The organism is Pseudomonas sp. PS01300 (assembly GCF_029960155.1).
Lineage (GTDB): Bacteria > Pseudomonadota > Gammaproteobacteria > Pseudomonadales > Pseudomonadaceae > Aquipseudomonas > Aquipseudomonas palmensis.
Genome location: NZ_JASCPN010000066.1, coordinates 18,557 through 30,198, shown reverse-complemented (window position 1 = coordinate 30,198; position 11,642 = coordinate 18,557). Strand labels below are relative to the sequence as shown.

General features: G+C 67.6%; 10 protein-coding genes. 2 read left to right on the top strand and 8 right to left on the bottom strand.

The features are described from left to right. Nucleotides 1–78: 78 nt before the first annotated feature. From QMX96_RS22990 to QMX96_RS22975, 4 genes are all read right to left on the bottom strand, one after another. Entirely contained in the window at nt 79–1,569 is a 1,491-nt protein-coding gene (locus QMX96_RS22990) for an efflux transporter outer membrane subunit (RefSeq protein ID WP_054914860.1), read from the bottom strand. Further along, nucleotides 1,566–2,642: an HlyD family secretion protein gene (locus tag QMX96_RS22985; RefSeq protein ID WP_054914861.1), complete on the bottom strand. Its 1,077-nt coding sequence runs from the start codon at nt 2,640–2,642 to the stop codon at nt 1,566–1,568. The genes QMX96_RS22990 and QMX96_RS22985 overlap by 4 nt, the downstream gene beginning before the upstream one ends. 20 nt (nt 2,643–2,662) lie before the next feature. Beyond that, nucleotides 2,663–4,216, bottom strand: a complete 1,554-nt coding sequence (locus tag QMX96_RS22980; RefSeq protein ID WP_043860983.1) for an MFS transporter — start codon at nt 4,214–4,216, stop codon at nt 2,663–2,665. A 191-nt stretch (nt 4,217–4,407) separates the two neighbouring features. Next, nucleotides 4,408–5,319 (bottom strand): LysR family transcriptional regulator, encoded by a 912-nt coding sequence (locus tag QMX96_RS22975; RefSeq protein ID WP_043860982.1) that lies wholly within the window; start codon nt 5,317–5,319, stop codon nt 4,408–4,410. 170 nt (nt 5,320–5,489) lie between these two features. Here QMX96_RS22975 and QMX96_RS22970 point away from each other — a divergent pair, with 170 nt between their 5' ends. Both QMX96_RS22970 and QMX96_RS22965 read left to right on the top strand, forming a co-directional pair. Further along, the gene (locus QMX96_RS22970; protein ID WP_043860981.1) at nt 5,490–5,942 is read left to right on the top strand and encodes a universal stress protein; all 453 of its coding nucleotides are present in this window, start codon (nt 5,490–5,492) and stop codon (nt 5,940–5,942) included. A 38-nt stretch (nt 5,943–5,980) separates the two neighbouring features. Continuing rightward, entirely contained in the window at nt 5,981–6,757 is a 777-nt protein-coding gene (locus QMX96_RS22965) for an enoyl-CoA hydratase (protein WP_043860980.1), read from the top strand. A gap of 26 nt (nt 6,758–6,783) precedes the next feature. On the opposite strand, the gene QMX96_RS22960 is transcribed toward QMX96_RS22965, so the two are convergent. The 4 genes from QMX96_RS22960 to QMX96_RS22945 are packed head-to-tail and all read right to left on the bottom strand — an operon-like array spanning nt 6,784 to nt 11,537. Next, entirely contained in the window at nt 6,784–7,641 is an 858-nt protein-coding gene (locus tag QMX96_RS22960) for an HlyD family secretion protein (RefSeq protein WP_043860979.1), read from the bottom strand. 11 nt (nt 7,642–7,652) lie between these two features. Next, nucleotides 7,653–7,853 (bottom strand): DUF1656 domain-containing protein, encoded by a 201-nt coding sequence (locus QMX96_RS22955; protein ID WP_043860978.1) that lies wholly within the window; start codon nt 7,851–7,853, stop codon nt 7,653–7,655. Next, nucleotides 7,843–10,029: an FUSC family protein gene (locus QMX96_RS22950; RefSeq protein ID WP_043860977.1), complete on the bottom strand. Its 2,187-nt coding sequence runs from the start codon at nt 10,027–10,029 to the stop codon at nt 7,843–7,845. The genes QMX96_RS22955 and QMX96_RS22950 overlap by 11 nt, the downstream gene beginning before the upstream one ends. Continuing rightward, nucleotides 10,026–11,537, bottom strand: a complete 1,512-nt coding sequence (locus tag QMX96_RS22945; RefSeq protein WP_282362521.1) for an efflux transporter outer membrane subunit — start codon at nt 11,535–11,537, stop codon at nt 10,026–10,028. Before QMX96_RS22945 ends, QMX96_RS22950 begins: the two co-directional genes overlap by 4 nt. Between the last annotated feature and the right edge of the window lie 105 nt (nt 11,538–11,642).

Sequence of the window (11,642 nt, the reverse complement as noted above, 5' to 3'; positions counted from 1 at the left end):
CATACCTGCGCCCTTTTCTGGATGACATGTCACCCCCGGCCCGGCGCCGGCCGGGCCGGGGCACGGCCGGCGCAGGCCTCATGGGTGCTTTGACCGCTGCCCTCGATCGAGTTCAGCGCTGGCCTGGGCCGGTGGGGCAAATGACTGCCAGCCCCCGCCCAGGGATTTGTACAGGCCGACCATGGCCAGCGACACCGCCGCCGAGCTTTCGACCCACTGCTCCTGGTTGGCCAGCAAGGCGCTCTGCACGGTCAGCACGTTGAGGAAGTCGACCGCGCCCTCCACGTACTGGTTGCGCGCGGTGTCCAGCGCCACCCGGCTCTGGCGCACCGCTTCGTCGAGCAGGTCGCGGCGCAGCTGGCTGGCGTTGTACAGGCGCAGCACATCGTCGATCTCGTGCCAGGCGCGCAGCACCACCTGCTGGTACTGCACAGCCGCTTCCTGCTGCTGCGCCTCGCGCAGCTTGAGCACGCCGGTCAGGCGCCCGCCCTCGAAGATCGGCAGGCTCAACTGCGGGCCGATGGCAAACCGGCGCGAACTCCAGTTGCCGAAGTCCGACAGTTGCAGCGACTGGAACCCCGCGCTGCCCGACAGGCGGATGCTCGGGTAGAAGTTTGCCTTGGCCACCCCGATGCTGGCCGTGGCGGCGTGCAGTTGCGCCTGCGCCTGGCGGATGTCGGGGCGCCGCTCGGCCAGTTCCGAGGGCAGGCCCATGGCAAAGCGCTGCGCGGTCTGCGGCATCGGTGCCGGTTGCAGCAGTTCGTTCTGCAGGCTGCGTGGCGGTTCGGCCAGCAGCAGGCTCAGGGCGTTGATCAGTTGCGCCTGGCGGTCTTCCAGGGTGGGCAGGCGCGCCTCGATGGACGCCACCTGCGCCTTGGCCTGGGCCACGTCGAGGTTGGTCGCCACGCCATCGTTCAGGCGCATCTGCGACAGGCGCAGGCTGTGGCGCGACACGTCGAGGTTCTCGCGGATCACCGCCAGGGTGCTCTGCACCGCACGCAGCTGGATATAGTCGTGGGCGGTCTCGGCCAGCAAAGACAGCAGCACGCCCTGGCGGTCGTTTTCGGCCACCTCGACGCTGGCGTCGGCGGCCTCCACCTCACGCCGCACCCGGCCCCACAGGTCCAGTTCCCAGGCAGCGGTGAAGTCGCCCTGCCACAGGTTGAAGGCCGACTTGCCGTTCTTGCCGGACGGGTCGTTGAGGCCATCCTCGCTGTTGCGGGCGCGGCTGTAGTTGCCGTTCAGGTCGACCGACGGGTACTGCTCGGAGGCAATGCTGCTGCGCACCGCGCGGCTCTGCATCAGCCGGGCGGTGGCCACCTGCAGGTCCAGGTTGCGTTCGACCGCGCGCTGCACCAGTGACGACAGCTGCGCATCGTTGAACTGCTCCCACCAGCGCGCCTGCAGCGGTGTCGCCTCGGGCTGGCTGGGGCCGGCCTTGTCCTGCAGGGTCGGCCAGGCCGACGGCGCGGTGGAGCGCGGCGCTTCGAAATCGGGGCCCAGGCTGCAGGCGCCGAGGGTCAGCGTGGCGCCCAGCAGCAAGGGCGAAGTAGCCTGTGCGAAGTTCATCGAGCGCTGACCTCGTTGCCGGCCTGGGCCCTGGCCGGGCTCTGGGTATCGATCCTGGCGATCACCGACATGCCCACGCGCAGGCGGCTGAGCAATGGCTGGTCGGCGTCGAGCACGATCTTCACCGGGATGCGCTGCACCACCTTGGTGAAGTTGCCGGTGGCGTTGTCCGGCTTGACTGCGGCAAAGGTCAGGCCGGTGGCCGGGGCCACGCTCTGCACATGGCCGCGCAGCTGTTCACCGGCAAAGGTATCCACGCTCACCAGCACTGCCTGGCCTGGCTGCACGTGGGTCAGCTGGGTTTCCTGGAAGTTGCCGACCACGTAGGCCTGTGCCAGCGGCACCACCGAGAGCAGCCGTGCGCCCGGGTTGACGTAAGCGCCCACGCGCACGGCGCGCTCGCCGACCATGCCGTCGATGGGTGCGACGATCTGCGTGTAGGACAGGTCCAGGCGGGCACGGTCCAGCGCGGCCTCGGCATGCTTGAGGCCGCCCTGGGCCGCCTCCACCTGCGCGGTGAGAATGTCCACCTGCTTGCGTGCCGCGGCCAGCGCCGCACGGGTGTTGGCCAGGCGTGCCTGGGCCTGATCGACCCGGCTGCGCGCCTGCTGGGCGTTCTGCACGGTGCCGGCGCCCTGCTCGGCCAGGCGGGTGTGACGGGTCAGTTCATGGTTGGCGAACGCCAGCGCCGCCTCGTCGGCAGCCACCGTGGCCTGGGCCTGGGCAATCAGCGAAGCCTGGCGTTCGAGGGTGGCGCGGGCGTTCTGGTACTGCGCGCGGGACATCAGCAACTGCGCGTCGGCGGCGGCCAGCGCCGCCTGGAAGTCACGGTCGTCGATCTGCGCCAGCACCTGGCCGGCCTTGACCTGCTGGTTGTCCTCGACGTGGACCGCCTTGATGAAGCCCGACACCTTGGGCGCCACCACGGTGTAGTCGGCCGTGACGTACGCATCGTTGGTGGACTGCGTGCCGCCGCTGCCGAACAGCGCGGGCAGCGCCACATAGGCCAGGCCGGCGACGACGATCACCGCCACGGCGATCAGGGTGAGTCTGGAAGTTTTACTTGAGGTCATGTCTTTCTCTCTCGACGGGACTAGGCCACTGCACGCGGCGGGTAGATCCGGGTAGGCACAAAGGGAATCAGCACGATCAGCGCCAGTGCCAGCAGCGCCATGCACAGGTAAAGGTCGGCCGAGGTCAGCACCACGGCCTGCTCATGGATGCGCCTGGCCAACCCCGGCGCATCGCTGGCGGCCAGCGGCGAGTTGCCCAGGTTGTCCACCAGCATGTTGGAGTGGAAATGCCGGCGCACCGTGGTCAGGGCCTCCAGCACCCCGGCGGCCACCACCGAAGCCAGGCCCTTGATGGTGTTGAACCAGGCCGAAGCGAACGGGCCGTCCTGCGGGGTCATGCCGCCGGTGGCGAGCATCAGCAGCGGGATCACCGCCATCGGCTGGCCGAAGATCTGGAACAGTTGCAGCACATAGAAGTTTTCGCGCACCCACTGCGAGGTGATCTGCGTGCCGCCCAGGCACGACATGGCGAGCATGCCCAGGCCGATGGCCAGCACCCAGCGGCAGTCCACCGCGCGGATGTTGCACAGCGCCGCGGTCAGCGGCAGCGCCAGCAGTTGCGGCAGCGCCACCAGCAGCATCACCGGGCCGCTGTGCACGGGCCGATAGCCCTGGACCTGGGCCAGGTAGTTGGTGGGAATGATGATCACGGCCGACAGCACCACCAGCACCCCGCCCAGGGTGATCAGGGCGTGGGTCAGGTTGCGGTTGCGCAGCATCTGCAGCTTGAAGAACGGCAGCGGGTGCGACCATTCGTTGATCATGAACAGCACCAGCAGCACCACCCCGCCGCCCAGCAGCCAGCAGATCAGCGGCGAGTTGAACCAGCCCATGCGGTCGCCCTGGGACAGGCCGATCACGATCGAGCAGATGGCCGGCAGCCCCAGCAACAGGCCGCGCCAGTCGAACTGCTTGAAGCGCTCCAGGCGCAACGGGTCCTGCGGCAGGCCCCAGGCCACGCAGCCCATGGCCACCAGCGAGGGCAGGATGATCTGCCAGAACGCCCACTGCCAGCCGACATACTCGGTCCACATGCCCGCCAGCGGCAGGCCCAGGCTCGGCCCGAAGGTTGCGGTCAGGGCGTAGCCGGCCAGGCCGTAGAGCTTGATGCCGGGGGGCAGAAAGCGCAGCGCCACGCTCATCAGCATCGGCGGCAGCGCGCCCCCGGCAAGGCCTTGCAGGGTGCGCAGCAGCATCAGGCTTTCGAGGTTGGGTGCAAACGGGCAGAGCAGCCCCAGTACGGCAAAGGCGCCGATGGCACACAGGGTGAAGCGGCGCAGCGAGAAGGTCACCGAGCACCAGGGCGCAAAGGCCATGGCCGACACCGAGGTGGCCGAGTACAGCGCCACCAGCCAGGCCCCTTCGTCGGCGCCGATGTGCATCCCGCCACGGATGTCGGCCAGGGCCATCTTGGTGACCATCTCGTTGAGGCCGGCGCACAGCACCGCCAGCAGCACGCCGACCAGGCCCACCACGATACGCAGGCCGAAGGCAGCCGGGGCGGCCGGTTTGGCAGGCGCCGCGGCGGGCGCCGGGGTGGCCCCCAAGGGCGCCTGGGCCGCCAGCGACGTCATGGCCGGCCCCCGCCCACAGGCGCTGAAGCACGGCAGAAAAAAGGCACACACATGGCAGGAGGACTCCGGGTAGTTAAGTACCCGGCAAGTCTATGGAGGCCAATAGATGACGAAAACTGACATATTCGCAGTTTATTGCTGCGTCAAACGCAATCCACAAAAGCCATCGATAACGCGTGCCTGCCCCGGGCTCAGGCGTAGTGCCTGGAGCAGCATTCCTTGAGGGTCTGGCGCAACCAGCGGTGGGCGGGGTCGTTGTCGAAGCGCGGGTGCCAGGCCTGCATGATGGTCACCGCCTCCAGCGCCATCGGGATGCGGAACGAGCGCAGCGGCAGGCCGAGCCGGGCCACGCTCATCAGCACGTGCTCGGGCAGCGCCAGCAGCAACTCGGAGTCGGGCAGCGAGAACATCGCCGAATGAAAGCTCGGGGTGATCAGCGCCACGCGCCGCTGCAGGCCCATGCCGGCCAGCGCCGCATCGATCGGGCCGGCGGCGCGGCCACGGCGCGACACGCTGATCTGCTCGTAGCCGGCGAAGCGCTCGGGGGTGATCTCGTCATCGAAGATCGGGTGATCGACCCGCGCCAGGCCGACGAAGGTGGTGGAGAACAGGCTCTGCACCTTGATCTCGGGGCCGAGGTTGCGCGTGGCACTGATGTACAGGTCCAGGCGCCCGTCGCGCAGTGCGGCGTCCTCGTCGCCGCCCTCGCCTTCGGGCACGAAGCGCAGCACCGTGTGCGGCGCCTGTTCGCGCATGGTTTCCAGCAGGGGCGCGGCAAAGGGCGCGATGAATACATCGTTGGCGCGCAGGTTGAAGGCCCGTTCCAGGCTCTGCAGGTCGACCTCGTCACTGGAACTGAACACCTGGTTGGCCTGCTCCACCACGCTGCGCACCTGACTGCGCAGGGCCATGGCCTTGGGCGTGGGCACCAGGCCGCGGCCGGCGCGCACCAGAATCGGGTCACCCACCGCATGGCGAATGCGCGTCAGGGTACGGCTCATGGCCGCGGGGCTCAGGTTCATCCGCCGCGCCGCGCCGACCACACTGCCTTCATCGAGCAGCGCATCCAGCGCGACCAGCAAATTCATATCTGGAAAGTGCATGGCAAGCATCCATTCATTGCTTCGTTGAGTCCGGGGCAAAGCTTAACAGTTTCCGCCGCGCTCACAGCCCCTGCATGTGGCGCAACTAGTCATTGCACGCTGCACCATTTACCGCGCCGCATGCTTTTTTCAAGAATGCTGCTCTTTGCACAGTGAGTGGACCCTGCCCCATGTACAGCGTCGTTTTGATCGCCATCGATGGCTCGCCACGCAGCCACGGCATCCTGGAAACCGTCAGCACGTTCTGCGAGCAGACCCGTCATCGCCTGCATGTGCTGCTGGCGGTCGACCGTGCCTACGCGCTGCCCGAACAGGACGGCCACATCAGCCCGCAGGACGAAACCGAATACCCGGCGGCCAGCCATGAACAGCAGGTGGCCGACATGAGCATGCTGCAGGCGGTGACCCACCTGCGCGAACGCGGCTTCCAGACCGAAGGCAACCTGGTCAATGGCGACCCGGTGTCGAGCATCGTCGCCGAGGCCAAGCGCCTGGGCAGCGACCTGATCGTGATGGGCCACCGCCACCTGTCGCGGCTGGACCGCATGTTCGACCCCTCGATCAGCAGCAAAGTCATCGACAAGGCCGGTTGCCCGGTACTGGTCGATGCGCGTCATCTCTGACGCCCCCTTGCCCTCACCCCTTGAACGAGACTACACGGATGAAACTCGATTACCTGCTGCTGGAACAGATTGACGCGGTAGCGCTGATTCGCCTCAACCGGCCGCTGTCGCTCAATGCCCTGTGCGCCGAACTGGCGGCGGAGCTGGCCGGCGTGCTCGACCGCCTGGAACAGGACCGCAGCGTGCGCGCCGTGGTGCTGACCGGCACCGACACGGTGTTCGCCGCCGGGGCCGACATCATGGCCATGCGCAACCGCAACTACATCGACGTGTACACCAGCGACTTCGTGACCGTGGACTGGGAGCGCCTGGCCAGTTTTCGCAAGCCGGTGATCGCCGCGGTGGCCGGCTACGCACTGGGCGGTGGCTGCGAGATGGCGCTGATGTGCGACTTCATCATCGCCGCCGAGAGCGCGCGCTTCGGCCAGCCGGAAATCAAGCTGGGGACCATCCCCGGTGCCGGCGGCAGCCAGCGTCTGGCGCACTTCATCGGCAAGGCCAAGGCCATGGACATGGTGCTCACCGGGCGCACTCTGGACGCCCACGAAGCCGAGCGCTGCGGCCTGGTGAGCCGGGTGGTGAGCGACGCGGCGCTGCTCAACGAAGCCTTGCGTGTCGCGGCGCGGATCGCCGGCTACTCCGGGCCGGTAGCGATGATGGCCAAGGAGGCGGTGAACGGCGCCTTCGAAACCACCTTGAGCGAAGGCGTACGCCAGGAGCGCCGGCTGTTTCATTCCACCTTCGCCATCGAAGACCAGAAGGAAGGCATGGCCGCCTTCGCCGAGAAGCGCGAGCCGCAGTTCATGCACCGCTGAACGTTCGCCATGGCAGCGGCACGCGCTCAATCGCGCGGCTTGACCACCACCGTGCAGGTGGTGCCCGCTGCCAGCAGGAAGCCTTCGGGCACCTCGTCGATGTGAATGCGCACCGGTACCCGCTGGGCCAGGCGCACCCAGTTGAAGGTGGGGTTGACGTCGGCGATCAGCTCGCGGCTTTCAGGGTTGTCGCGGTCATAGATGCCGCGCGAGATGCTCTCCACATGCCCCTTGAGCACCTCGCCGCTCATCATCTGCAGGTCGGCCTGATCGCCCACCTTCACATGCGGCAGCTTGGTCTCCTCGAAGAAGCCGTAGACCCAGAACGAGTCCTTGTCGACCACCGCCATCTTCGGCTCACCGGTGCGCGCATAGTCGCCGCGGTGCACGTTGAGGTTGGTCACGTAGCCGTCCACCGTGGCCAGGATGCGCGTGCGCTTGAGGTCCAGCTCTGCCGCCGCCAGCTGCGCCTGGGCCTGCTGGTAGTCGGCCAGGGCCGAGTTGGCGATGTTGCTGGCGTCGTCGCGGTTCTCCCGCGAGATCACCAGGTTGTCCATGTCGGCACGCCGGTGCGCATTGACCTTGCGCATCTCCCAGGTGGCCTTGCGCGAGGCTACCAGCGCCTGCGCCTGCCTGACCGCCACCTCGTAGTGCTCGGGGTCGATCTGGATCAGCAGGTCGCCCTTCTTCACCAGCTGGTTGTCGCGCACCGGCACGTCCACCACATAGCCGGGCACGTCGGCGGCCACGTTGATGATGTCGGCGCGTACCCGCCCGTCGCGGGTCCAGGGCGTGTTCATGTACTGCACCCACAATTGCCGGCCGATCGCCACGGCAGCTGCCAGTACCAGCAAGGTGGCGATCAGGCTGAAAAACTTTTTCATCGACTAGGGTCTCAACGGTAGACGGTCAGCGCCATGGCGCCGAAGAGGCAAATGAACAGGCACAGGCGCAGCAGCGCCGGGTGCCAGAAAAAACGGTAGCCGTCATGCCCGGCAATGAACCGGTCCAGCCCCCAGGCAAGCCCTGCGGCGAACAGGAACATCAAGGTCATGGTCGGCATGTACAGGCCGTGGAAGGCGATTTCACGGGGCATCGGGCAGTCCTTGCGTCGCGGGCAGGTGGGCCAGCGGCGATTGTGGGTCGAGCAGCGAGGTACGGATGAAGTGCAGGTAGCTCTGCACCCGGCGCAGGGCCGAGGTGTCGAAGTGCCGGGCAAAAGGTTCGTCGGTGGCCTGCACGCGGCTGATCGCATGGTCCACTGCCACCAGCGCACGCTCGTGATTGCTGGCGGTGGGCTGCAGGAACAGCCGCGCCAGCGCCCGGCCCATCACGCGGATGGCCTGGCGCCAGGGCTGGGACTCGGCATAGCACGGGTGCACCGGGAGTATCGCCTGTTCCTTGCGCAGCTCGATGATCGCGTGGCCCACCTCCAGCACCACGAACATCCAGCGCAGCAGCTTGCTCTGCACCTGGGGCTGGCCCACGGCCAGGCCATAAGCCTGGTGCAGCAGGTCACGGGTGCGGCTCTCGAACGCCGAGCCCAGCCCGCGCAGGCGCCCGCTGATGGCGAACAGCACCTGGCCGCGCAGGTCCTGCTCCAGGCGACTCCACAGCCAGCGGCTGTTGGGCGGCAGGATGATCGCCCCGGCCGCCGCGCACACCAGCATGCCGATGACCATGGCGATGTAGTCGTTGACGAAGGTGTAGGGGTTGTACACGGTGAGGTTGTCGGGCACCGAGCCGGTCGAGAAGAAGATCAGCAGGCCCAGGCCATAACCGGCGTAGGCCGGGCGCGAGGCCAGGAACGCGCCCACCACGAACACCGGCGCCAGCACCATGCACAGCAGCGGGAAGCCGTCGATCCAGGGGAACACGAAGAAGGTTTCGAAGAACCCCACCAGCGCGCCGAACAGGGTGCCGCAGGCCATCTGGAACGACATGCGCTTGGGGTTGGGGGTGGCTGCCGACAGGCCCACGGTGGCCGCCGCGATCAGGGTCATCATGGCCCCGCTGGGCCACGCCGTGGCCAGCCAGAAGCTGCCCAGCACCAGCAGGATGAACGCGGCCCGCACGCCGGCGGCCAGCGACACCAGCCAGTTGGTCTGGGCCACGTAGGGTTCGTCCCATTGCTCACGGGCGTGGCTATGCTCGGCCAGCGAGGCGTGGGTCTGGGCATAGCTGTGCAGGTCGTCGACGAAGCGGTACAGCAGTTCGTAGGCGGTGTGAAAGTCGAGCAGGTCGGCGTCGCTGGGCGCGGTGTCGAGGTAGGCGGCGCGCAGGCTGCGTACCCGCTCGGGCAGGTCGTCCTTGTAGGCGGCCAGTTGCTCGGCCAGGCGCGCGGCATCGGCGTGGGTCAGCGAGCGCCCGGCATAGCCGTCGAGCAGGTTGGCCAGGGCATCGAGGCCCGGCTCGATGGCCGTGACGATCTGCAGCGGGCCGCGCTGGCGCAGGCGCTCGAGCAGTTGGTGCAGGGCGTTGAAGCGCGTGGTGATGGCCATGAACTCGCTGTTCATGCGGCCCAGGCGGCCGTTGCGCCGGCGCATGTGCGGGTCTTCGAAGGCGGTCACGCTGCGCAGGCTTTCCAGGCCCACCGCCTCGGCGATGAAGCGCACGTTGCTGCTTTCGAAACGGTCGCGCTGGCTGTCGCCGCGCAGGCCTTCGGCGACGAAGCCGGCGAACACGCCAAAGCGCTGGTACAGGGCGTTGCGCATCGAGGCACTGGCCGACTGCGGCAGGATCGCGGCGCTGACCAGGGTCGACACCAGGATGCCCAGGGAGATCTCCAGCACCCGCCACACTGCCGCCATGAATGCACCGTCGGGGTGCTGCAGGGCCGGCAGGCCGACCATGGCCGCGGTGTAGCCGGCCAGCACGAAGCCATAGGCGCGAAAGTTGCGGTAGCGCATCGCCCCCGCCGAGCAGATGCCCACCCAGATCGCCAGGCTGGGCAGGAACAGCTCGGTGTTCTGCGGGAAGATCGCGATCAGCGCGACCATCATCGACGAACCGGCCAGGGTGCCGAGCAGGCGGTAGAAGCTCTTGGCGAACACGTGGCCGCTCTGCAGCTGCATCACGATGAACACGGTGATCATCGCGGTGCGCGGCTGCGGCAGCTCCAGGCGCATGGCCAGCCACAGGGTGAGAAACGCCGCGCTCAGCACCTTGAAGATGTACACCCAGGTGACGCCGTCGCTGCGCGCCCATTCGAAGAAGCCGCGACGCCATTCAAGTGATGCCAGCCAGCGAAACGGCAGGGTCATGGCGCTCATTTGTCGAACACCGCCAGGGTGCGCGGGGTGGCCGGTGCGGCCTGCTTATCCGGCGTCGGCACATCGTTGCCGGCGCACAGCCCACCGCCCAGGGCGGTGACCAGTTCGGCATGCGCGGTCAGGCGCGCGGCCTGCACCTGCTGCTGGATCTGCTGCTGGCGAAACAGCAGGGTCTGCGCATTGAGCACGTTGAGGTAGTCGGTGAGGCCGCGCTGGAACGCGATCATGGCGATGTCGTAGGTCTTCTGCGCCGAGGCCACCGACTCGGCGGCAAAGTGCTGTTGCTCGTCCATCGAGTGGCGGCGGATCAACTGGTCGGACACCCCCTTGAGGGCCTCGACCACGGTCTGGTTGTAGCGCGCCACGGCGATGTCGTAGCCGGCCGAGGCCACGCCCAGTTGCGAGCGCAGGCGGCCACCGTCGAACACCGGCAGGCTGATGGCCGGGCCGACGTTGTAGTTGAACTTGCGCCCGGTGAGAAACTCCAGCGCACCGCCGCCGGTGGCCATGAAGCCGAGCCCGCCGACCAGGTCGACGTTGGGGAAGAAGCCGGCATGCGCCACATCGATACCGCGCGCCTGGGCCGCCACCTGCCAGCGGCTGGCAACCACGTCGGGACGCTGCCCCACCAGCTCGGCAGGCAGCGCCGACGGCAGCTTGAGTGCGGTGGCCAACGAGAGATTCGGCCGCTGCAACTGCGCGCCCTCGCCCGGGCCCTTGCCGGCCAGCGCGGCCAGCTGGTTGCGCGCCAGGGCGATTTCTTCATCGAGGCTGTCGAGCTGGCGATGGGTTTCGGGCAGCGGCGTCTGCGCCTGGCTGACCTCGAAATGGGTGCCGATGCCGCCGGCCAGGCGCCGTTCGGCCAGGGCCAGGATCTGCTCCTGCTGGGCCAGCTCGGCCTTGACGATGTCGCGCTGGGCAAAGTGCAGCGACAGCTGGATGTACACCTTGACGATGTTGTTCTGCAGTTCGAGCTGCGCCTGGCGCGCCTGGGCCACGCTCATGTGGGCCATGTCCACGGCCTGCTCGCTGGCATTGCGCTCGCGGCCCCACAGGTCCAGCGCATAGCTCAGCCCCAGGGTGGCATTGTTGTCCCAGGTGTTGGCACCGGACAGCGCGCCAGGGCCATAGAACTGATCTTCGGGCCAGTTGTGGCGCTTGAGGCTGGACTGGCCGTTGACCTGCAGTTTTTCGTCGGCCTCGATCACCCCGGCCATGGCCCTGGCTTCACGCACGCGGGCAGCGGCCATGGCCATGGTCGGGCTGCCCTGGAGCGCCAGGGCGATCCAACGCGCCAGTTGTGGGTCGCCATAGGCTTGCCACCATTGCTGGTCGGGCCAGTGGGCATCCTGCGCGGCTGCTCGGATGGCCGCGTCGGTGGTCAGGGTATTGGCTTGCAGCGTCTTGCTTTGCGGGGCGATGCCCCAGGTTCCGATACAGCCGCTCAAGGTCAAGCTAAAGGCACAGACACTGAGCGCATTCAGCGCTCTGATGATGCGACGCGGCACAGCTGCGAGTTCCCGACTAGAAGGTGGATGACGCTAGGTGACGCAATTCTAGGGGGCCGCCGCACTGGCGATAAGCGTGCTTTACTGCGAATCTTTGTTACGAAA

Excerpts from the sequence above, each read along its gene's own strand:
- QMX96_RS22990 (WP_054914860.1), bottom strand. The coding sequence starts at position 1,569 with ATGAACTTCGCACAGGCTACTTCGCCCTTGCTGCTGGGCGCCACGCTG.
- QMX96_RS22985 (WP_054914861.1), bottom strand. The coding sequence starts at position 2,642 with ATGACCTCAAGTAAAACTTCCAGACTCACCCTGATCGCCGTGGCGGTG.
- QMX96_RS22980 (WP_043860983.1), bottom strand. The coding sequence starts at position 4,216 with ATGACGTCGCTGGCGGCCCAGGCGCCCTTGGGGGCCACCCCGGCGCCC.
- QMX96_RS22975 (WP_043860982.1), bottom strand. The coding sequence starts at position 5,319 with ATGCACTTTCCAGATATGAATTTGCTGGTCGCGCTGGATGCGCTGCTC.
- QMX96_RS22970 (WP_043860981.1), top strand. The coding sequence starts at position 5,490 with ATGTACAGCGTCGTTTTGATCGCCATCGATGGCTCGCCACGCAGCCAC.
- QMX96_RS22965 (WP_043860980.1), top strand. The coding sequence starts at position 5,981 with ATGAAACTCGATTACCTGCTGCTGGAACAGATTGACGCGGTAGCGCTG.
- QMX96_RS22960 (WP_043860979.1), bottom strand. The coding sequence starts at position 7,641 with ATGAAAAAGTTTTTCAGCCTGATCGCCACCTTGCTGGTACTGGCAGCT.
- QMX96_RS22955 (WP_043860978.1), bottom strand. The coding sequence starts at position 7,853 with ATGCCCCGTGAAATCGCCTTCCACGGCCTGTACATGCCGACCATGACC.
- QMX96_RS22950 (WP_043860977.1), bottom strand. The coding sequence starts at position 10,029 with ATGAGCGCCATGACCCTGCCGTTTCGCTGGCTGGCATCACTTGAATGG.